At 68.0% G+C, this 19,044-nt stretch carries 20 protein-coding genes; 13 read left to right on the plus strand and 7 right to left on the minus strand.

Annotated features, from left to right (window positions below; all coding sequences use genetic code 11):
- The first annotated feature begins 82 nt into the window (after positions 1-82).
- Positions 83-1,006, plus strand: coding sequence for an energy transducer TonB (locus ACRYJK_RS00590; RefSeq protein WP_482665658.1), 924 nt, complete (start codon positions 83-85; stop codon positions 1,004-1,006).
- Between the two features lie 120 nt (positions 1,007-1,126).
- On the opposite strand, the gene ACRYJK_RS00595 is transcribed toward ACRYJK_RS00590, so the two are convergent.
- The 3 genes from ACRYJK_RS00595 to ACRYJK_RS00605 all read right to left on the minus strand — a co-directional run bounded on the left by ACRYJK_RS00595 (position 1,127) and on the right by ACRYJK_RS00605 (position 4,415).
- Complete coding sequence (locus tag ACRYJK_RS00595) at positions 1,127-2,056, minus strand: electron transfer flavoprotein subunit alpha/FixB family protein (RefSeq protein WP_482665659.1); 930 nt, start codon at positions 2,054-2,056, stop codon at positions 1,127-1,129.
- A 36-nt stretch (positions 2,057-2,092) separates the two neighbouring features.
- Positions 2,093-2,839 carry an electron transfer flavoprotein subunit beta/FixA family protein gene (locus tag ACRYJK_RS00600; protein WP_482665660.1) on the minus strand — a complete coding sequence of 249 codons (747 nt, stop codon included), beginning with the start codon at positions 2,837-2,839 and terminating at the stop codon, positions 2,093-2,095.
- Between the two features lie 127 nt (positions 2,840-2,966).
- Positions 2,967-4,415: an amidohydrolase gene (locus tag ACRYJK_RS00605; RefSeq protein WP_482665661.1), complete on the minus strand. Its 1,449-nt coding sequence runs from the start codon at positions 4,413-4,415 to the stop codon at positions 2,967-2,969.
- A gap of 104 nt (positions 4,416-4,519) precedes the next feature.
- Here ACRYJK_RS00605 and ACRYJK_RS00610 point away from each other — a divergent pair, with 104 nt between their 5' ends.
- From ACRYJK_RS00610 to ACRYJK_RS00630, 5 genes are all read left to right on the plus strand, one after another.
- Positions 4,520-5,257, plus strand: coding sequence for an alpha/beta fold hydrolase (locus ACRYJK_RS00610; RefSeq protein ID WP_482665662.1), 738 nt, complete (start codon positions 4,520-4,522; stop codon positions 5,255-5,257).
- Entirely contained in the window at positions 5,254-6,087 is an 834-nt protein-coding gene (locus ACRYJK_RS00615) for a tetratricopeptide repeat protein (RefSeq protein ID WP_482665663.1), read from the plus strand. The genes ACRYJK_RS00610 and ACRYJK_RS00615 overlap by 4 nt, the downstream gene beginning before the upstream one ends.
- 72 nt (positions 6,088-6,159) lie before the next feature.
- Positions 6,160-6,600 (plus strand): VOC family protein, encoded by a 441-nt coding sequence (locus ACRYJK_RS00620; RefSeq protein ID WP_482665664.1) that lies wholly within the window; start codon positions 6,160-6,162, stop codon positions 6,598-6,600.
- Positions 6,600-7,325, plus strand: a complete 726-nt coding sequence (gloB, locus tag ACRYJK_RS00625) for a hydroxyacylglutathione hydrolase (RefSeq protein ID WP_482665665.1) — start codon at positions 6,600-6,602, stop codon at positions 7,323-7,325. Before ACRYJK_RS00620 ends, gloB begins: the two co-directional genes overlap by 1 nt.
- 64 nt (positions 7,326-7,389) lie before the next feature.
- On the plus strand, positions 7,390-7,818 hold the full coding sequence (locus ACRYJK_RS00630) for a hypothetical protein (protein WP_482665666.1): 429 nt from the start codon (positions 7,390-7,392) through the stop codon (positions 7,816-7,818).
- A 15-nt stretch (positions 7,819-7,833) separates the two neighbouring features.
- Here the strand turns inward: ACRYJK_RS00630 and ACRYJK_RS00635 are convergent, their stop codons facing one another.
- A complete protein-coding gene (locus ACRYJK_RS00635) occupies positions 7,834-8,802 on the minus strand; it encodes a lysophospholipase (protein WP_482665667.1) in 969 nt (322 codons plus the stop codon).
- A 99-nt stretch (positions 8,803-8,901) separates the two neighbouring features.
- On the opposite strand from ACRYJK_RS00635, the gene ACRYJK_RS00640 reads away from it, so the two are divergent.
- From ACRYJK_RS00640 to ACRYJK_RS00660, 5 genes are all read left to right on the plus strand, one after another.
- Complete coding sequence (locus ACRYJK_RS00640; RefSeq protein WP_482665668.1) at positions 8,902-9,453, plus strand: TspO/MBR family protein; 552 nt, start codon at positions 8,902-8,904, stop codon at positions 9,451-9,453.
- Positions 9,454-9,476: 23 nt separating this feature from the next.
- Positions 9,477-9,827, plus strand: a complete 351-nt coding sequence (locus ACRYJK_RS00645) for an accessory factor UbiK family protein (RefSeq protein WP_482665669.1) — start codon at positions 9,477-9,479, stop codon at positions 9,825-9,827.
- 64 nt (positions 9,828-9,891) lie between these two features.
- A complete protein-coding gene (locus ACRYJK_RS00650; protein ID WP_482665670.1) occupies positions 9,892-10,401 on the plus strand; it encodes a type III secretion system chaperone family protein in 510 nt (169 codons plus the stop codon).
- Positions 10,398-11,213 carry a pyrroline-5-carboxylate reductase family protein gene (locus tag ACRYJK_RS00655; RefSeq protein WP_482665671.1) on the plus strand — a complete coding sequence of 272 codons (816 nt, stop codon included), beginning with the start codon at positions 10,398-10,400 and terminating at the stop codon, positions 11,211-11,213. The genes ACRYJK_RS00650 and ACRYJK_RS00655 overlap by 4 nt, the downstream gene beginning before the upstream one ends.
- Positions 11,214-11,262: 49 nt before the next feature.
- The gene (locus ACRYJK_RS00660) at positions 11,263-12,354 is read left to right on the plus strand and encodes a branched-chain amino acid aminotransferase (RefSeq protein ID WP_482665672.1); all 1,092 of its coding nucleotides are present in this window, start codon (positions 11,263-11,265) and stop codon (positions 12,352-12,354) included.
- Position 12,355: 1 nt separating this feature from the next.
- Here ACRYJK_RS00660 and arsC read toward each other — a convergent pair whose 3' ends face one another.
- The gene (gene arsC, locus ACRYJK_RS00665; protein ID WP_482665673.1) at positions 12,356-12,763 is read right to left on the minus strand and encodes an arsenate reductase (glutaredoxin); all 408 of its coding nucleotides are present in this window, start codon (positions 12,761-12,763) and stop codon (positions 12,356-12,358) included.
- Positions 12,764-12,837: 74 nt separating this feature from the next.
- On the opposite strand from arsC, the gene ACRYJK_RS00670 reads away from it, so the two are divergent.
- On the plus strand, positions 12,838-14,451 hold the full coding sequence (locus ACRYJK_RS00670; protein ID WP_482665674.1) for a lysine--tRNA ligase: 1,614 nt from the start codon (positions 12,838-12,840) through the stop codon (positions 14,449-14,451).
- A gap of 131 nt (positions 14,452-14,582) precedes the next feature.
- Here the strand turns inward: ACRYJK_RS00670 and ACRYJK_RS00675 are convergent, their stop codons facing one another.
- Both ACRYJK_RS00675 and ACRYJK_RS00680 read right to left on the minus strand, forming a co-directional pair.
- Positions 14,583-16,412 carry a DUF885 domain-containing protein gene (locus ACRYJK_RS00675; protein ID WP_482665675.1) on the minus strand — a complete coding sequence of 610 codons (1,830 nt, stop codon included), beginning with the start codon at positions 16,410-16,412 and terminating at the stop codon, positions 14,583-14,585.
- An 82-nt stretch (positions 16,413-16,494) separates the two neighbouring features.
- Entirely contained in the window at positions 16,495-17,289 is a 795-nt protein-coding gene (locus tag ACRYJK_RS00680) for a glucose 1-dehydrogenase (RefSeq protein WP_482667357.1), read from the minus strand.
- A 259-nt stretch (positions 17,290-17,548) separates the two neighbouring features.
- On the opposite strand from ACRYJK_RS00680, the gene ACRYJK_RS00685 reads away from it, so the two are divergent.
- Positions 17,549-18,952, plus strand: coding sequence for a leucyl aminopeptidase family protein (locus ACRYJK_RS00685; protein WP_482665676.1), 1,404 nt, complete (start codon positions 17,549-17,551; stop codon positions 18,950-18,952).
- The last annotated feature ends 92 nt before the right edge of the window (positions 18,953-19,044 follow it).

Consider the following 19,044-nt stretch of genomic DNA (forward strand, 5'->3'; position numbering starts at 1 on the left):
CGCCCGCTCAACCGCGCACAGGCGCCGTCGTTCCCTTTATCCGGCAGCTTGCGCGGTGGAGTGCCCACGCTATCGTCAGGGCATGACTGCTCGCTTTGCTGCACTGCTGGGTGCCCTCTCGCTATCCGCGTCGCCCGCCTTTGCCCAGGCACCACAGGCGGCTGCGTCCGCCCCGGGCGCGCAACTGGTTCCGACGGGCCGCTGGGTGCTCGACGTGGGCGAAACGCAGTGCACGATTTCGCGAGCCTTTGGCAGCGTTGAAGCGCCCATCACGCTGCGACTGGCGCGAAGTGTGGCGCCTGGGCTGATCGACACCGTCGTAGCCGGAGCGCCGCTCGCGCCGCTCACCACGGAGGTGGCGGTTCGCACGCGGTTCGGGGATGGAGCGTCCTTCGTATCGTCCCGCGGATATTCGATGCGCGTAGACGGTCCGCCCCGGCGGCTCGTGCGCTGGTACCTGTCCGATACGGCTTTCGCGAACCAGGATATCACGATGGACGTGGAAGCCGGGTCGGTGCGCCTGGTCTTCAATCAGGCCCAACTCCGTGCGGCGATCCGCGCGCTGAATAACTGTCAGGCCGATCTCCGGCAGCACTGGAACATGTCCGAAGACATGTTCGCCAGAGCGGAGGCTCCATGGACGGGGACTACGCAAACCCCCGGGTTGGCGACGGGGTCGAGGTTGCAGGATCACCTCACCTATTCGCCGGGTGAGCCGACGCCTGGGCGACCGCAGCCAAGCAGAAATCCGCTCGAATGGGTAACCTCGGACGACTTTGGAGACAATGAACGGCCTGGCCAAATGACGGCGTATCTGCTCGTTGGCACCGACGGGCGGGTTGCGGACTGCACCGTGTCGCGCGCCACACCCGACGCCATTCTCACAGCCCGGACGTGCCTGCTGATGCGAGAGCGGGCGCGCTTCCGGCCCGCGCGTGACGCTGCGGGGCAGGCCGTCCGATCGGTCTACTACCAGCGGATACAGTTCCTGCGCGAAGGCCATTAATCGGCGATCGGCAGGTGCTCAGGCGCGAGGGGCGGCACGTCGTTTCACCGCAAGTGACGCTGCGCACGACGCGGCGGGGCCGCGGTGGGGGCGCCGTCCGGCCCCCCCCCCGCGCTTTCCTTATAGCTTGGACGTCAACTCCGGAACGATGGTGAACAGATCGCCGACCAGGCCGACGTCCGCGACCTGAAAAATTGGCGCATCGGCATCCTTGTTGATGGCGATGATGGTCTTGGAGTCCTTCATCCCGGCGAGATGCTGGATCGCGCCGGAAATGCCGATTGCGATATAGACCTCCGGCGCGACGATCTTGCCGGTCTGGCCGACCTGATAGTCGTTTGGGACATAGCCCGCGTCGACCGCAGCGCGACTGGCGCCGACGGCGGCGCGCAGCTTGTCGGCGAGCGGGACGATGAGCTCGGTGAACTTGTCGCCGGACGTGAGCGCCCGGCCACCGGAGACGATGACGCGCGCGCTGGTGAGCTCCGGGCGTTCCGACTTGGCAAGCTCCTCGCCATCGAAGCGCGACAGCCCTGCATCGCCCGCCCCCGAAACCTGCTCGACCGTGCCGCTCCCGCCCTCACGCGAAGCCTTGTCGAAGCCGGTGGTGCGGACGGTGAGCACGAGCTTGGGATCACCCGCCTCGACCGTCGCGATGGCGTTGCCGGCGTAAATCGGCCGCTTGAACGTCCGCTCGCCTTCGACGGTGATGATGTCGGAGATCTGCATCACGTCGAGCAGAGCAGCGACGCGCGGCGCAATATTCTTGCCGGTGGTCGTCGCCGCCGCGACGAACGCGTCGTGGTGGCTCATCTGATCGGCAATCAGCGGGGCGACATTTTCGGCGAGGTCGTGGGCGTAGGCCGCGTTGTCGGCGACGTGGACCTTGCCGACGCCGGCGATTTTCGTCGCCGCATCGGCCACCGCACCGACGCCTTGGCCGGCCACCAGCAGGTGGACTTCACCGAGCTGCGAAGCGGCGGTGACGGCCGACAGCGTCGCGTCCTTGATCGCGCCGCCCTCATGCTCGACCCAAACGAGAGTCTTCATGGTCATGTGTTCCTGTCCGAGAAGGGGGAGGGGGCGTCAGGCGACGCCGAGCGACTTCAGCTTGGCGACCAGCTCGTCGACCGAACCGACCTTGCCGCCGCCTTGGCGAACGGGGGGTTCGTCCACGCGAAGCGTCTTGAGGCGCGGGGTCACGTCGACGCCGTAGTCCGCCGGCGTCTTCGCCTCCATCGGCTTGGCCTTCGCCTTCATGATGTTGGGCAGAGACGGATAGCGCGGCTCGTTGAGGCGCAGGTCGGTGGTGACCACCGCCGGCATGGTCAGCGTGACTGTCTGCAGGCCGCCGTCGATCTCGCGCTTCACGGTCACCTGATCGCCCGACACGCTGACTTCATTGGCAAAGGTGCCTTGCGGGCGACCGAGCAGCGCGGCGAGCATTTGACCGACCTGGTTCGAGTCATCGTCGATCGCCTGCTTGCCGAGGATGATCAGTCCCGGCTGCTCGGCGTCAACGACCCCTTCGAGGATCTTGGCGACGGCCAGCGGCTCGACCTCGGTGTCGCACTGGACGTGAATGGCACGATCGCCGCCCATTGCGAGCGCGGTGCGCAGCGTCTCCGCCGACTTGGCCGGACCGATCGAAGCGACGACGACTTCGGTCGCAACGCCCTTTTCCTTGAGCCGCACCGCTTCTTCGACGGCGATTTCGTCGAAGGGGTTCATGCTCATCTTGACGTTGGCGAGGTCGACGCCGGTGCCGTCCGACTTCACCTTGGGTTTCACGTTGTAATCGAGCACGCGCTTGACGGCCACGAGGATCTTCATGGGGTCACTCCGACGATGGTTCGGGCGGAAAGGGTCACAGCGCTGTGCCGCGAAAACTGCGGGCGCGCCAGCCCCTGCCGGTGATGCCGCGCAGGTAGTTGACGTTCACGTCAACGTCAACCGCAGGTCAGCTGCCTGCGCGATTGCGATAATCGAGCCGAGGCGGGTTGTCGCCGAGTAGCGAGCGATAGGTGAAGTTGGGCCCGCGCCGCTGCTCCAGCTCCGCCTTGGCCGCCGCCAGCGTGTCCGGGCTGGTCATCAACTGCGCCGCGGTCAGCGCCAGCGTGCGTGCCGCAGACCTCGCGCCGGTGAGGCCGATGCGGCTGCCGCTCGCCGCCACCGCCTGCCAGCTGTGCGCGGCGGTGCCCGGCGCCCAGGTCGCGACCGCCAGCCCGACGGTGGGTGTGGTGTAGCTGACGTCGCCCACGTCGGTGGAGCCGGTGCCGGGCTCACCCACGCTGTAGGGGCCGATCCCGTCGGGGAGCGTGATCGCGGCCGACCCGAGGGTTGGCGTGATGCGGCTGATGAAGGCGCGCTCCTCCGCGCCCCACTGAGGCGCACCGACGCGGCGCAGGTTCGCATCCATCACGCGCCCGAGCGTGTCGTTAGGGAGGAGGTCGAAGGTGCCGCCGACCTGATCGAAGCGCACTTGCGTGCCCGTTCCCGTCGCCGCGCCGTTGGCCGCCGCCTGCACCCGCTCGAAAATGGCGCGCACCTGGGCCTGATCCGGGTGGCGGACGTAGTAATAGACCTCGGCCGACGCCGGCACAACGTTGGGCGCCCGGCCGCCATCGGTGATGACGTAGTGGATGCGGGCCTGCGGCGGGACATGCTCGCGCATCAAATTGACCATCATGTTCATCGCCTCGACCCCGTCGAGCGCAGAGCGACCGCGCTCCGGCGCAGCTGCGGCGTGGGAGGCGACGCCGGTGAAGCGGAACTTGCCCGAGATGTTGGCGAGCGCCGTCGTCTGCGCCGCATGGGTCGCGCTGTTGGGGTGCCAGTGCAGCATCGCGTCGACATCGCGCGTGTGACCGCCGCGGACGAGAAAGACCTTGCCCGACCCGCCTTCTTCCGCGGGCGAGCCATAGACGCGGATTTCACCGGCGATGTTGTTGGCATCCATCCACTGTTTGACGCCGACCGCCGCGTTGACCGACGCGGCACCGAACAGATTATGGCCGCAGGCATGGCCGGCATCGCTCCCAGCGCGTGCGGTCTGCGCCGCATCCGCTGTCTGGCTCAGCCCGGGCAGCGCGTCGAACTCCGCCATGATGCCGATCACCGGCCCCGCGCCGCGGCGGTAGCGGGCGATGAACGCGGTCGGCATGCCGGCAACCCCGGCCTCCACGGTGAAGCCCGCGCGGCGTAGCTCCTCCTGCAGCAGCGCCGAGGAGCGCCGCTCCTGGAAGCCGACTTCAGCCGCGTCCCAGATCGCCAGCGCCGCGCGGTCGATGTCCGCATCGCGCGCCGCCATGCTGGCGATGATGGCGTTGGCCTGCGCATCGGGCAGCGGTCCCGCAACGGCCGGGGCGGCTAGGATGAGCGTGAGGGCGGCAGCGGCAAGGCGGGGCATGAACGTCTCTCTCTCCTTCGGTCTGAGCCACAGTGTCCTGCATTAGGCTGATCCGCAACCTCTCCCGAAGTGCGATCGCGGCGTGCGTGCGCTATTGCCGGGCGATGACCGAAGCTCGCCACACCCTGCAGCGCCCCGCCCGCCCAGCACTCGCCATTCGCGTGACCGAGGGGGAGGGGCCGACGGTTGTCTTCCTGCCCGGCTACGCCAGCGACATGGCCGGGTCGAAGGCGGAGGCGCTGGCGGCCTGGGCGGCGCGGAGCAGGCGACGGTTCGTGCGCTTCGACTATGCCGGCTGCGGCGAATCGGCCGGGTCCTTCGCCGACGAGACGCTGGTGAGCTGGAGCGACGATGCACTCGCGGTGGTGGAAGCTCATGCGGGCGAGGGGCCGGTAATCCTCGTCGGATCGTCGATGGGCGGGTGGCTGATGCTGCACGCAGCGCTGGGGCTGGGGGACCGCGTCGTCGGGCTGGTCGGCATCGCCGCTGCACCGGACTTCACCGACTGGGGCTTCGACGCCGAGCAGGTTGCCATGATCGAGCGCGATGGCGAGCTCCGCGAAGCCAATCCCTATGGCCCGGAGCCGACCCTCACGACGCGCGCGCTGTGGCGGTCCGGGGCGGCGTTGCGACTGTTGGACGGGGAAATCGCGATCGATGCGCCTGTCCGACTGTTGCACGGCGACGCTGACCCGGACGTGCCGCTGGAAGTTGCGTTACGCCTCGCAAGCGCGCTGCGTTCAGCGGACGTTGTGACGAGCGTGGTCAAGGGCGGCGATCACCGTCTGTCGGGCGAGCGCGATCTCGCGCGCCTGATTGCTACTGTCGAGAGCCTGTCATGATCGCAGCCCTGCTCATCGCCGTTCAAGCCGTGCCGGCGTTGCCCCCGCCCACGGCGACGACGGCTCCGACACGGACGCTCGGCGTGCTGGACGCGGACGAGCAGCGCCGCTGCCGACGCGCTGCAGAGGAGGACCCGGCCGGGGGGCTGGTCGCGGCCAATGACTGGCTGCGACGCGGTGGCGGGTTCCTCGCCCGCCAGTGCCTCGGCGTCGCGCAGCATCTCGCTGGACTCCACGACGCGGCGGAGCGCAGCTTCGCCGACGCGGCGCGCGAAGCGCAGGCCGCGGCCAATGCTGACATCGCTGCCGCGATGCTGGCGCAGGCCGGGAACGCCGCGCTCGCGGCCGGGCGAGCGGCGGAGGCGCGCGGCCATTTTGACGCAGCGCTTGCCGGCAGCGTGCTCGCGGGTGTGACGCGCGGCCAGGTGCTCGTCGATCGGGCGCGGGCGGCAGTGGCGCAGGGTGATGTCGCCGCCGCGCGCACCGATCTAACGACCGCCACCGAACTCGCGCCGCAGGACGCCACCGCGTGGTTGCTGCGCGCGACGCTCGCCCGGCGAACCGGAGATCTCACCGGCGCGCAGGCCTCGATCCGCACCGCCGCGGGGCTCGCGCCGCAAGACCCCGCGGTCGCGCTGGAGGCTGGCAACATCGCCGCGGCAGCCGGCGATGCGGCAGCGGCACGAGCGAGCTGGCAGAGCGCGGTGTCGATCGGCGGTGCGAGCCCGGCGGTGGAAACCGCGCGGCAGCGGCTCGCGGAACTGACCCGCGCCGTTCCGGCGACGGCCAGCGTGCCGGCGCCCGCGTCCGCTGCGCCACCCCAGCGGTAGTCGCTCTCACCTTGGCGCTTCCGGCAGCGCTGCTATGGTGCGGCGGCCATCCCGCAGCGGAGCCCGCCAGCCATGCTACAGTACCTCCACACGATGCTCCGCGTCTGCGATCCGGACGCGAGTGTCGGCTTCTTTCGCCTGCTCGGTCTCGAGGAGGTGCGGCGGATCGACAATGCCGCGGGTCGCTTCACGCTCATCTTCCTCGCCGCACCGGGCCAGGCGGGCGTGGCCGAGGTCGAGCTCACCTACAACTGGCCGCCGGAGGAAGGTGGGCCGTGCGAGGTCTATAGCGGCGGCCGCAATTTCGGCCATCTCGCCTATCGTGTCGACGACATCTACGCCGCGTGCCAACGGTTTATGGACGCCGGAGTGACCATCAACCGCCCTCCGCGCGACGGCCGGATGGCGTTCGTCAAAAGCCCGGACGGTATTTCGGTCGAGCTGCTGCAAGTCGGCGAAGCGCTCGAACCCGCTGAACCCTGGGCTTCGATGCCCAACAGCGGCACGTGGTGATGCCGATCGAGGTCCTCCGCATTCCGGCGCTGACCGACAATTACATCTGGCTGCTGCACGATACGGAAAGCGACGCCTGTGTCGTTGTCGATCCGGCCGAGGCGGATGTTGTTCTGACCGCAGCGAACGCGCGCGGCTGGCGGGTCGGTGAAATCTGGAACACGCATTGGCACCCCGATCACACTGGCGGCAACGCGGCGATCAAGGCCGCGACGGGTGCGATCGTTCGCGCACCCGCCGCCGAGGTCGCGCGCATCCCGACGACCGATGTGGCGCTGAACGACGGCGATGAGCTCCCTTTGGGCGCGCATCGGGCGGCGGTGCGGGCCGTGCCCGGCCATACGCTCGGTCATATCGCCTTTCACTTCGCGGCGAGCGGCCAGCTGTTCATCGGCGACACGTTGTTCGTGATGGGCTGCGGCCGGCTGTTCGAAGGAACCCCGGACCAGATGTTCGCCGCGATGCGCTGGATCGAGACGCTGGACGATGCAACCACCATCTATTGCGCGCACGAATATAGCCTCGCGAACGCCCGCTTTGCGGTGGGCGTCGAGCCGGGCAATGCGGCGGCCGTCGCCCGCCTCGCCGAGATCGAGGGCATTCGCGCGCGTGGGGAGCCGACCGTGCCCACCACGCTCATGCAGGAGCGTGCCACCAACCCCTTTCTACGCGCAGCCACGGTTGCGGAATTTGCCGCGCGACGAGCAGCAAAAGACGCCGCTTGAGCGTTCATCGCTGCGACAGTGAAGTTGGCGCACGTTCGCGTCGGGGACAAGCGGAGCGAAGAACATGAAACGGCTGGGATTTCTGACAGCGGGCCTCGGCGCCGCCCTTGTGCTCGGCGGGTGCGCCTATGGCGATCGGTCCGTCGATCAGAACGTGCTGACGCCGCAGCAGCTGGCGGTGCTCGATCGCGAACTGGGCGGTAAGGTCGCCGGCGAACCGGTCAGCTGCATCCCCACGACGATCGCCAACGATCTGGTTCGCGTGTCGGACAACATCCTGCTGTACCGGGCGGGCCGCAATCTCGTTTACAAGAACGAACTGCCGGGCCCGGGTTGCCCTGGCCTTGCCCGTGACAACGACATCATCGTCTCCGACGTGCGCGGGCCCGGGCCATGCCGCGGCGACATCTTGCGGCTGGTCGACCGTGGGAGCGGCATCGGCGGCGGGAGCTGCGTGCTGGGGTCGTTCGTTCCCTATCGAACCCCCAACTGAGCCGGGCGGCGCAGTCTAGGACGCACCACCCGCGCGCTGTCGCAGCCAGTCGAGCAGGAGCGCCTCAATCCGTTTGCGCGGCATGTCGTTGAGCAGTTCGTGACGCGCGTCCTTCACTAGTTCGAGGTGCTTGTCCCCGGCGGGGAGACGATCGAACAGGTGCTGGCTCTCGCGCGCGTCGGTGTAGCGGTCGGCGGTGCCGTGGAGGATCAGCGTGGGCACGCGCCACGCCGCCGCGCCATCGCGAACCTCCTGCGCGGCAATCAGCGCGCTCACGCCGGTCAGGGCCGGGATGCGGCGTTGGAACACCAGCGGGTCCTGCCGGTACGCCTCGACCGCGCTCGGGATGCGCGAGATGCCCGATGCGTCGCCTAGCGATACGGTGCCAAGACCGGGCGCGACGCGTGCGAGCATCTTTGCCACAGCCCGCAGAGGAAGCGGCGCGGCGACGGGCAGGGCGGGCGAACTCAGCACCACGCCTCGAACGTTGCTGGCGTCGCGGGCCACCGATAGCGCGGTGACGAGACCGCCGAGCGAGTGACCGAACAGGAACAGCGGCCGGCCGCGGGTCGCGAGCTCGGCGCGCGCCTTGCGTTGTGCCTGCGCCATCGCCCCCACGTCGGTCACGCCGCGGTCGCCGGGTGAGCGGCCATGCCCGATCATGTCGAAGGCAAAGACGTCGAAGCCGATGGCGTTCAGTTCGGGCACCAGTCTAGAGAAATGATCGACGTAACGCCCGGCATGCTCACCAAAGCCATGCTGCAACAGTAGGGTCGCGCGCGGGTTGTCGGCCAGCCAGTGATAGCCGAACAGGCCGTCCGGCGCCTCCCACCACTCAGCGCCCGCGGGCGTCGGTGCGGCGGCCTGCGCAGCCTGCGTCGTCAGCCGCGCCTGTTTGCGTCGGTGGGCGAGGATCCCTGCTCCAACCGCGCTCGCGGCGAGGCTCGCCATTAGCATCATTCGCGCCGGCGAACGTCGCGCCATCCTCGATCCTTTCAACTCTTGCGTTTGATCATTGAGAGAAACTTGCTGACGGGATGCCGGCGACTTGGCAAGACGGCGTCCGCAACGAGGATTTTCGACATGAATGAAGTCGCGACGCGCGGGCAGATCAGAATGGGGATGGCGCGCTGGCTGCTCGTCCTCGTGCCGCTGATCGTCGGACTGGGCAGCCTGATGGGCTATCTGTCGAACAGCGGCTACGGCAATCGCTGGTTTGCTGCGCTCGACCTGCCATGGTTCACGCCGCCCGGCTGGGTGTTCGGTCTGGTCTGGCCGATCCTCTACGTGATGATGGCCGTCGCGCTGGCGCTGGTCGTGACGGCACGCGGCGCGCGCTGGCGCGTCCCCGCCATCGCGGCGTTCGTCGTGCAATATCTCCTCAACCTCGCCTGGTCGCCGTTGTTCTTCGGCGCGCGACAGGTGAGCGCTGCGCTGTGGCTGCTGATCGTCATCTGGGTCGCTGCGCTGGGGACGACGCTGTTGTTTGGCCGGGTTCGCAAGACGGCGGCATGGCTGATGGTGCCCTACCTTGCGTGGCTGAGCTTTGCCGCCCTGCTCAATTTCACCATCGATCAGCGCAACCCCGCCGCCGAAACCCTTGTCCCGCCCGCGGCGCAAGCCGATATCCGCTGACGCCCCCCAAGGAGATTGACGCGATGCAGTCGCAGAACCGGTTTTTCGACGATCTTTCCAAAGTGCTTAACGGCGCAGCCGGCACCTTCGCGGGCGTGGCGCGCGAAGTGCAGGACGTGGCGCGCGAACGTGCGCAGGACTTCGTCGGCGGCGACTGGGTCCGGCGCGAAGAGTTCGAGGTGGTGAAGGACATGCTGGCCGCGACGCGAGCGGAGCTGGCGACGCTGCGCGCCCGGGTCGATGGCGCGGGCGCCACCACCGGTCCGGCGCACGCCGACCCGATGACGCCGCCCCAGACCTCCACCGAAGCGAGCGTGATCGAGGAACCGGGCCCGACCGAGTCCGCCGAAGGGCGCGCGCCCGAGGGCAGTTGACACCTGCGACGGCGAACGTCGCGCATATTTGCGCGGCGTGCGCCGAGGGCTATCATAGGCGGCGATGAACGACCCCTACGCCGACCTTTCCGAACATGATCCCGGCGAGCCGATCGAGGTGATCGAAAGCCTTTCGGCCGCCAGCGGCTGGCCCTACGAGCGTGTGGCGGACGACGAGTTGGTCGTCACGCTCGAGGGAAGCTGGGGCAAATATGAGCTGCGCGCCGTATGGGGGCGGGGCGTCGATCGCATCCTGCAATTGATGCTGTTCCCCGACCTCAAGCTGCTCGACGATCGCCGCAGCGCGCTGGCCGAAACATTGGGGCTCATCAACGAACATCTCTGGCTCGGTCATTTCGAGCTTTGGTCGCACGGCGATCTCGTCGTCTACCGCAACTCCGTGCTGCTTGCCGAGGATGGCACGCTGTCGCCGAACATGGCGGACACGCTGATCGGCGCCGCGCTCGAGGAGGCGGAGCGCTTCTTCCCCGTTTTCCAGTTCGTCCTGTGGGGCGGCAAGTCGCCGGCCGAGGCGATCGCTGCGGCGCTGATCGAAACGCGGGGCGAGGCGTGAGCGAAGCGGCGCTCGCGGCGTGGCCGCGACGAATGGTGTCGATCGGCTGCGGCAATATGGCGGGCGCGATGCTCGCGCGCTGGCTCGAGGTCGGGATGCCGGCCGACCGGGTCGAGGTTGTTCGCCCGTCCGGCGCTCCGGTGGCGGACGGCGTGCGCGTGGTGCAAGGCCATACCGAACTGCTCGACGGCCGCAGCACCGACGTGATCCTCATCGGCACCAAACCCCAACTGTGGGACGAGGTGCGCGATGCGGTTCGCGCCCTCGCGACGCCGGACAGCCTGATCCTGTCGATCATGTCGGGCGTCCGGCTTGATCGGCTCCGCCAGGAATTACCCGAAGGCTCCGTCGTGCGCCTGATGCCCAACCTCCCCGTCCGCTACGGCTCGGGGGTGGTGGCGCGGCTCGGCGATGGCCGCGGCCAGCAAGCGTTGCTGCTGAGCCGGCTCCTGTCCCCGCTCGGCCACGTCGAAACGGTCACCGATGAGTCGGTGTTCGAGGCTGTGACGGCGTTGGCGGGTTGCGGCCCGGCGTTCGTTTACCGCTTTGTCGATGCGCTGGCGGATGCGGGTGCGGATCTCGGCCTCGCGCCGGACCGGGCGGCGGCGCTGGCACGGGCAACGCTGATCGGCGCCGCCGCGCAGCTCGGCGCCGACTCGCAGGTCTCGCCGGCCGAACTGGCCGACCGCGTCGCCAGCCCCGGAGGGTCGACCCGCGCCGGTCTCGATCGGCTGGATGCGGATGCATCACTGTCGCGACTGATCGCCGAAACCTTGCGTGCAGCGCGCGACCGGAGCCGTGCGCTCGGCTGACACATCGCTCTGATTGACCCCCACGCGGGCGTTACCTAACGCCGCGCTCATGTCCGATGCCTCTGGCTTGTTTGCCCGCGTAGCCCATCCCGCGCCCGTCGCAGCCGCCGAGCGCGGCGCGCGCATCGCCGATCCGGGGTTTGGCAAAGTCTTCACCGATCACATGGCGCTCGTGCGGTATAATCGCGAACGGGGCTGGCATGACGCGCAGATTACCGCGCGCGGCCCGATCGCGCTCGATCCCGCCGCGGCCGTGCTGCATTACGCGCAGGAGATTTTCGAGGGGCTCAAGGCCTACCGTCTGGCGGACGGCAGCATGGCACTGTTCCGCCCCGATGCGAACGCTGCGCGCTTCGCCGCATCCGCCGAGCGCATGGCCATGCCGGAGCTGCCACGCGACCTGTTCCTGGGGTCGATCGAGGCGCTGGTCGATGCCGATCGCGACTGGTTCCCGACCTGCGAGGGCGGCAGCATCTACCTGCGCCCGTTCATGTTCGCATCGGAGGTGTTCCTGGGCGTGCGTCCCGCGAACGAATATCTGTTTATCACGCTCGCGGTGGCGTCGGGCGCCTATTTCAAGGCGGGGGCGAAGCCGGTGCGCCTGCTCGTATCGTCGCGCGACAGTCGCGCTGGCCCGGGCGGCACCGGTGCCGCCAAATGCGGCGGCAATTACGCGGCCAGCCTGCGGGCGCAGAGCGACGCGATCGCGCGAGGGTTCGACCAGGTCATCTTCCTCGACGGGGCGGAGCATCGCTGGATCGAGGAACTGGGCGGCATGAACCTGTTCTTCGTCATGGCGGACGGGAGCATCGTCACGCCCGCGCTCAACGGATCGATCCTTCCCGGCATAACCCGCGACAGTCTAATCACGCTCGCGCGGGATCAGGGCATTACCGTCCGCGAAGAGCGGTATGCCATCGACCAGCTGCGCGCCGATCTCGAAAGCGGGGATTGCCGCGAAATCTTCGCCTGCGGCACGGCGGCGGTGGTGACTCCCGTGGGGCACATCGCAGGCGACGGGTGGGCGTTCTTGGTCAGTGGCGGCGAACCCGGCGAGGTGACGCTGCGCCTGCGTCGCGCCCTCACCGACATCCAGTCGGGCGAAGCGCCGGACCCCCACGGCTGGGTCCATCGCATCTGATTCAGGCCAGCGGCGTTACCAGGTCGCCGTTTTCCTTGCGATATGGCTCGCGTAGCGGCGGATCGAGGATCTCCAGCACCTTTTCGATCGGCCGACACAGGCGGGTGCCCTTCGGGGTCACCACGATCGGCCGTTCGATCAGGATGGGCTGGTCGAGCATCGCCTGGATGAGCGCATCGTCTGTCAGCTGAGGGAGGTCATAGCCCAACTCGGCCAGCGGCGTACCCCGCCGCCGCATCAGGTCCCGCGGCGCCATGTCCATCGCCTCGAGCAAGCCCTCGAGCTCTGCGCGCTTCGGCGGGTTCTCAAGATAGAGGATGACCTCTGGTTCGACATCCGTCGCGCGGATGATCCCAAGCACGTTGCGTGACGTGCTGCAGCCGGGGTTGTGGTAGATTCGCGTCGCCATGATGGGCTTAACCCCCCAGCGCGGTCGAGGTTCACTGCTTGCGCGCGGCGCCTCACCTGATGCAATGCGCGGCCATGTCCGCACCGCTCGTCAGCGCCGCCTTTGACCCCGCCCCCTATGTCGACGCTGCAAAGGTTTCGAAAGCCTGGCCGTTCGAGGAGGCGCGCAAGATCATCCAGCGCTATCCCGACGGCAAACCGGGTGGCGAACCGGTCATTTTCGAAACCGGCTACGGACCGTCCGGGCTGCCGCATATCGGTACCTTTCAGGAGGTGCTGCGCACCACGATGGTCCGCCGCGCCTATGAAACGCTGGTTCCAGGGGCGAAGACGCGGCTGATTTCGTTCAGCGACGACATGGACGGGCTGCGCAAGGTGCCCGACAATGTGCCGCAGCGCGACATGCTCGCCCAACATCTCGGTCGACCCCTCTCCGCGATTCCCGACCCGTTCGGCACCCACGAAAGCTTCGCCGCGCACAACAACGCCCGTCTGCGCGCGTTTCTCGACCAGTTCGGCTTCGATTATGAATTCAAGAGCTCGAGCGAGGCGTACAGGAGCGGCGAGTTCGACGACCAGTTGCGCGAAGTGCTGCGCCGGTGGGACGCGATCCTTGCGGTGATGCTCCCGACGCTGCGGGAGGAGCGTTCCGCGACCTACGCGCCGGTGTTGCCGATCTCCCCGACCACCGGCCGCGTGCTTCAGGTTCCGGTCGAGGTGGTCGACGCCGATGCGGGAACCGTGCGTTTTCAGGACGAAGACGGCAGCACGATCGAGCAGTCGATTCTCGGCGGCCGCGCCAAGCTGCAGTGGAAGCCCGACTGGGGCATGCGCTGGGCGGCATTGGGCGTCGATTACGAGATGTATGGCAAGGACCTCACCGACAGCGGCGTACTCGCCGGGCGCATCGCCAAGATCCTCGGAGGACGGCGGCCGGAGGGCATGATCGTCGAGCTGTTCCTCGACGAGCGCGGTGAAAAGATTTCGAAGTCCAAGGGCAACGGGCTGACCATCGACGAATGGCTGTCCTACGCGCCGCCAGAGAGCCTCGCCGCCTATCTCTACCGCGAACCGAAGGCCGCCAAGGGCCTGCACGTCGGCCTCATCCCGAAAGCGGTCGACGATTATGAATCGCTGCGCGGCAACTGGGCGGAGCAGGCGCCCGACAAGCGGCTCGGCAATGCGGCACACCATGTCCATGGCGGCGTGGTGCCGGGCGAGGGCCTGCCGGTCAGCTACGCGCTGCTGCTGAACCTCGTCGGCGTCCTCGGCGCGGGGGCCAGCGTCGAGCAGGTGAAGGCGTACCTCGCGCGTTACCTGCCAGGTGCGGCGCCCAGCGTCCGCCTCGACGCGTTGATCGGAAACGCCATCGCCTATCACCGCGACGTGATCGCGCCGACGCTGCATCGGCGCGCGCCCACGGCGGCGGAGGCTGGGGCGCTACGCGCGCTCGATGCGGCGCTGGCAGAGTTGGGCGGGGGCGCCGATGCGGAAGCTTTGCAGAACGCGGTCTATGCTGTGGGCAAGGATGAAGCGCACGGCTTCGCGACGCTGCGCGACTGGTTCCGGGCGCTTTACGAAACTCTGCTCGGGTCCGAACAAGGCCCGCGCATGGGCAGCTTCATCGCCCTCTATGGCGTCGAGAATACGCGCCAGCTGATCGCCGAGGCGTTGCCGCAAAGCGCGTAACGCACCCCGCCCAGACGTTCGAAGCGCGGGGCCGTCATGGGCGTGAAGCCCATGACGTCGAAGGGGCCGGCTGCGCCAGCCCCCCGGCCGGCCGGGGCGGTCCGCTTTCGCGGATCGTCCAGTAACCTGCGTTACTGTCCTCCGCCCCGGGCGATCCAGCGGTTGATCTTGGCTTCGAGCACGGGGAGCGGCAGGCCGCCGGTGCCGAGCACCTGCGCGTGGAAGTCGCGGATGTCGAAGCGCGACCCAAGCTCGCTCTCCGCCTTGCGCCGCAGCCGCTGGATGGTCAGCGCGCCGATCTTATAGGCGAGCGCCTGCCCCGGAATGGCGATGTAGCGTTCGACTTCGGCGGTCGCGTCGGTGCGACCCATGTCGCTGTTGGCGAGCATATAGTCGATCGCCTGCTCGCGGCTCCATCCCTTGGCATGGAGGCCGGTGTCGACCACCAGCCGCATCGCGCGCAGCATCTCGTCCGACAGCGTGCCAAAGCGCTGATAGGGGTCGGTGAACAGCCCCATCTCGTAGCCGAGCGTCTCAGCGTAGAGCGCCCAGCCTTCGACATAGGCGGTGTTGCCGCCGAAGCGCATGAAGTTCGGCAGCGCCTCATTCTCCTGCGCGAGGCTGATCTGGAAGTGATGCCCCGGCGCGCCTTCGTGGAGGTAAAGCGTGGTCATCCCCGGCGTGGTGCGGCTGGGAAGATCGTAGGCGTTGAAATAGAAAGTGCCGGGCCGCGAACCGTCGGGGGTGCCACTGTCGTAGCTGCCGCCCGCCTCGAACCGTTCGCGGAACGGCTCATAGGGCCGAATTTCGAGCGCCGAACGCGGCACCTGTCGGAAGAAGCGCGGCACCAGTGCGTCGACCTGCCGGCCGATGTCGACATAGCCTTGGGTCAACGCTTCACGCGACGATTTCTTGAACTGCGGCGCGGTGCGCAGATGTTCAAAGAATGCGGGAAGTTCGCCCTGGAAACCGACCTCCCGCCGGACCTTGTCCATTTCGCCGCGGATCCGCGCCACTTCGCTGAGGCCGAGGTTGTGGATCTCGTCGGCGCTCATGGCGAGTGTTGTCGATGACCGGATACGCTCCGCGTAGGTCTGCGGGCCGCCGCGCATCGTCGACAGGCCGACCGTCGCGCGGGCGTGGGGAAGATATTCGTCCGCTAGGAACGTGCGCAGCTTGCGTAGCGACGGGAAGATGTTGCGGTCGATGCTGTCGCGCAGCTTCGCCGATTCGTCGACCCGCTGCGCCGCGGCGAAGTCGGCCGGGTAGCTTTGGGTCGGACCCCAGTAGGGCGAATCCTCCAACCGCTGCGCAAGCTGCGTATCGAGCTGGCTGATCATGTTGCGAACGGTCAGCTGCGATTCAACGACGCCGCTCGAGAGCCCCTGCCGCATGCGGGCGATAATCGCGTCGATGATCGCAGGCACTTCGGCATGGCGGGAGAGATTGTTGGCATAATCCTGCGCGGTGCGGAACGGGGCGCTGCCGCGGCCGCTCGCCAGCATCGGATAGCTCGTCTGGAAGCCGTAGAAGTGATTGATCGGCCGCACGACGCTGTACTGAAACAGTTCCGGCTCAAGCTGTCGCAGCGTTTCCTCGCGCTCATACGCGAAGACGTCGTAGGCGAGCTGGTCTGTTTCGGTGAGCTGTGCACGGTTGATTTGGCGCAGCGCCGCCAACTCCTCGCGCGCGGCGCGGCGTTCGGCGTCGTAGTGCGCATCGCTGTACATGTCGCCGAGCGAAGAGCCGAAGCGCGCGTCACCGCGATACAGGCCGGCGATCGGATTGCGCTGAAGCATCGCCTCGTCGCTCGCGGAGAACAGCGCGAACAGGCGGTCATGCGGCGACGTCGCAGCTGTTTCGTCAGCGGTGGTCGCGGCGGTGCGGGCAGGCTGAGTCGCGACGCACCCCGCCAGCAGCGCCAGCGGAGAGATGAGGGCGAGGGTCAGAGGAGCGCGCATCGATCGTCCTTTGCAGGAGGGGGTCACGCGCTGCTCTAACCCGTCGCCGTCATTTGCATAGCGGCAAGATGCGTGCCGTATTTCAGCCGCCGATCGACGTCCCGCCGTTGGGATGGAGCATCTGCCCGCTCATGTAGCTCGAATCGTCGCAGGCGAGGAACAGGAAGCAGGGCGCGACCTCATTGGGTTCGCCAGGCCGCTTCATCGGCGTGTCTTCGCCGAAGCTTTCGACCTTGTCCGCATCCGCGCCGCCCATCGGGTTGAGCGGGGTCCAGATCGGACCCGGCGCGACGCCGTTCACGCGAATTCCCTTCTCGGCAAGGTTCGCCGCGAGCGAGCGCGTGAAGGCTGCAATTGCGCCCTTCGTTGCGCTGTAATCGAGCAGGTTCTCCGAGCCGCGGAAGCTGGTGATCGACCCGCAGTTCACGATCGCGCTACCCTCCTTGAGGTGCTCGAGCGCCGCCTGGACGAGGTAGAACATGCCGAAGACGTTGGTGCGGAATGTCCTTTCGAGCTGCTCCTGCGTGATCGCGCGAATGTCCTCCGCCGGATGCTGCTCGCCCGCGTTGTTGACGAGAACGTCGATGCTGCCCCAGCGTTTCACGACAGCCTTGACGAGCTTGGCGCAGGCCTTTGCATCGCCGACATCGGCCTGCATGGCGACGCCTTCGCTGCCCTCCGCCTCGACGATGCGCACGGTTTCGTCGGCGTCGGCCTGCTGCGTGTGATAGACGACCGCGACCTTGGCGCCTTCGCGGGCGTAGAGTGCCGCGACCGCACGGCCGATGCCGCTGTCGCCGCCGGTAACGATCGCCACCTTGTCCTTGAGCCGGCCCGAGCCGGGGTAGCGCGGCTCCCATTTCGGCTGCCGCGCCATCGAGCTTTCCGGGCCGGTGCTCGACCCGTCCGGTCCGCCCTTCCTGCGTAGCTTCTGGGCGTCGGCCTTTTTCCCGCGCTTTTCTTCGGGCGTCTCGCCGACCTTCCCCCCGCGGGGCTGGGCGCGTTTGATCTGCTTGTCAGTATTGCTGCTCTTGTCCTTGGCCATGTCCGTCTCCACGCTGCTTCATGGGTGAGCGCGGGAGCTGGCGTCCGGTTCCCGCCTTGCAAGCGGGGCATCGAACGCACACGACATCGGCATGACCGATCTCCATCCGATGCTCGAAGCGGACCGCGGCCAACCGGCGGTCACGATCACCCTCGTCGACAAAGAGAGTTTCGATGCGTGGCGTGCCGGGCTTTCGACGCGTCAGCGCGCGACGGTGGAGGCGCAGCAGTTCAAGGCGGAGGGTTACGCCCATGCCATCGTGCCCGACACCAACGGCGACGGGTGGAGCGTCGCCGCGGTGGTCGCGAACACCAGAGAACTGTCGAGCTGGTGCATGGCAAAATTGCCGCGCGTGCTTCCCCCCGGACGCTATCGGCTTGCCGAAGGGGCATCGCCCGGTCCGGCGATGTTCGGCTGGCTGACGGCGCAGCATCGCTTCGAACGCTATCGCAAACCGAAAGATCGCGGAGCCGACGGGCCGCGCATCCTCGTGACCCCCGACGTTGCCCGCATCGACGAGACTGTGCGCGAGGCGGCGGCGGTGATCGCGGTGCGCGATCTCGTCGACACTCCCGCCAATGATTGCGGCCCCGAGCAGATCGAGGCGATCGCGCGCGACCTTGCCGCCAAGCATGGCGCCGATTGTACCGTCCTGCGCGGAGAGGCGCTGGAGCGGGAGGCGCCGATGATCGCCGCGGTCGGGCGGGCGGCTCCGAGCGGGCGAGCGCCGCGGCTCATCGAGCTGATGTGGGGCCGCGAGGACCATCCGCGTGTCGCGCTGGTAGGAAAGGGTGTCACGTTCGATACGGGCGGGCTCGATATCAAGCCGTCGGCGGCGATGGCGCTGATGAAGAAGGACATGGGCGGCGCGGCGCACGCGCTGTCGCTCGCTCGGCTGGCGATGGTAGCGCGACTGCCGGTGCGGCTGCATCTGCTGCTCCCGGTAGCTGAAAATGCCATCGCGGGGGGCGCGATGCGGCCGGGCGACGTACTGACCAGCGCCAAAGGCACCCGGGTCGAGGTGGACAACACCGACGCGGAGGGTCGCCTGATCCTCGCCGATGCGCTTCACCGCGCGAGCGAGGCGGGGGCGGAACTGATGATCGATTTCGCCACGCTCACCGGCGCGGCGCGCGTGGCGTTGGGGCCGGATCTGCCGGCGTTGTTCGCCAACGACGATTCGCTCGCCGACGCGCTGCTCGCGGGAGGCAAGGCGAACGACGACCCGCTGTGGCGCATGCCGCTGTGGGACGGGTATCGTGACATGCTGAAAGGTCAGGTGGCCGACCTCACCAACGCGCCCGCCGGAGCCTTTGCCGGCGCGGTGACCGCTGCGCTGTTCCTTCAGCATTTCGTGGGGGAGGGGATCGCCTGGGCGCACCTCGACACCTACGCGTGGAACCCGCACGATCGGCCGGGGCGGCCGAAGGGCGGTGCTGCGGGCGGGCTGCGCGCTGCCTGGGCCATGCTCCGCGACCGTTATCCCTCGCGATAGCCCGACGCGCGACGCAACCCGCGACGTCATGGAACGTTGGTCAGGGACAGGATGCCGCAAGCTTTGCAGCCACGGCGTCGAGGGGAGAGGTG

It is taken from the genome of Sphingomonas sp. BLHR8 (assembly GCF_056821725.1).

Bases quoted from the DNA above. Each gene is read 5' to 3' on its own strand.
- ACRYJK_RS00590 (WP_482665658.1), top strand. From the start codon at position 83: ATGACTGCTCGCTTTGCTGCACTGCTGGGTGCCCTCTCGCTATCCGCG.
- ACRYJK_RS00595 (WP_482665659.1), bottom strand. From the start codon at position 2,056: ATGAAGACTCTCGTTTGGGTCGAGCATGAGGGCGGCGCGATCAAGGAC.
- ACRYJK_RS00600 (WP_482665660.1), bottom strand. From the start codon at position 2,839: ATGAAGATCCTCGTGGCCGTCAAGCGCGTGCTCGATTACAACGTGAAA.
- ACRYJK_RS00605 (WP_482665661.1), bottom strand. From the start codon at position 4,415: ATGCCCCGCCTTGCCGCTGCCGCCCTCACGCTCATCCTAGCCGCCCCG.
- ACRYJK_RS00610 (WP_482665662.1), top strand. From the start codon at position 4,520: ATGACCGAAGCTCGCCACACCCTGCAGCGCCCCGCCCGCCCAGCACTC.
- ACRYJK_RS00615 (WP_482665663.1), top strand. From the start codon at position 5,254: ATGATCGCAGCCCTGCTCATCGCCGTTCAAGCCGTGCCGGCGTTGCCC.
- ACRYJK_RS00620 (WP_482665664.1), top strand. From the start codon at position 6,160: ATGCTACAGTACCTCCACACGATGCTCCGCGTCTGCGATCCGGACGCG.
- gloB (WP_482665665.1), top strand. From the start codon at position 6,600: ATGCCGATCGAGGTCCTCCGCATTCCGGCGCTGACCGACAATTACATC.
- ACRYJK_RS00630 (WP_482665666.1), top strand. From the start codon at position 7,390: ATGAAACGGCTGGGATTTCTGACAGCGGGCCTCGGCGCCGCCCTTGTG.
- ACRYJK_RS00635 (WP_482665667.1), bottom strand. From the start codon at position 8,802: ATGGCGCGACGTTCGCCGGCGCGAATGATGCTAATGGCGAGCCTCGCC.
- ACRYJK_RS00640 (WP_482665668.1), top strand. From the start codon at position 8,902: ATGAATGAAGTCGCGACGCGCGGGCAGATCAGAATGGGGATGGCGCGC.
- ACRYJK_RS00645 (WP_482665669.1), top strand. From the start codon at position 9,477: ATGCAGTCGCAGAACCGGTTTTTCGACGATCTTTCCAAAGTGCTTAAC.
- ACRYJK_RS00650 (WP_482665670.1), top strand. From the start codon at position 9,892: ATGAACGACCCCTACGCCGACCTTTCCGAACATGATCCCGGCGAGCCG.
- ACRYJK_RS00660 (WP_482665672.1), top strand. From the start codon at position 11,263: ATGTCCGATGCCTCTGGCTTGTTTGCCCGCGTAGCCCATCCCGCGCCC.
- arsC (WP_482665673.1), bottom strand. From the start codon at position 12,763: ATGGCGACGCGAATCTACCACAACCCCGGCTGCAGCACGTCACGCAAC.
- ACRYJK_RS00670 (WP_482665674.1), top strand. From the start codon at position 12,838: ATGTCCGCACCGCTCGTCAGCGCCGCCTTTGACCCCGCCCCCTATGTC.
- ACRYJK_RS00675 (WP_482665675.1), bottom strand. From the start codon at position 16,412: ATGCGCGCTCCTCTGACCCTCGCCCTCATCTCTCCGCTGGCGCTGCTG.
- ACRYJK_RS00680 (WP_482667357.1), bottom strand. From the start codon at position 17,289: ATGGCGCGGCAGCCGAAATGGGAGCCGCGCTACCCCGGCTCGGGCCGG.
- ACRYJK_RS00685 (WP_482665676.1), top strand. From the start codon at position 17,549: ATGACCGATCTCCATCCGATGCTCGAAGCGGACCGCGGCCAACCGGCG.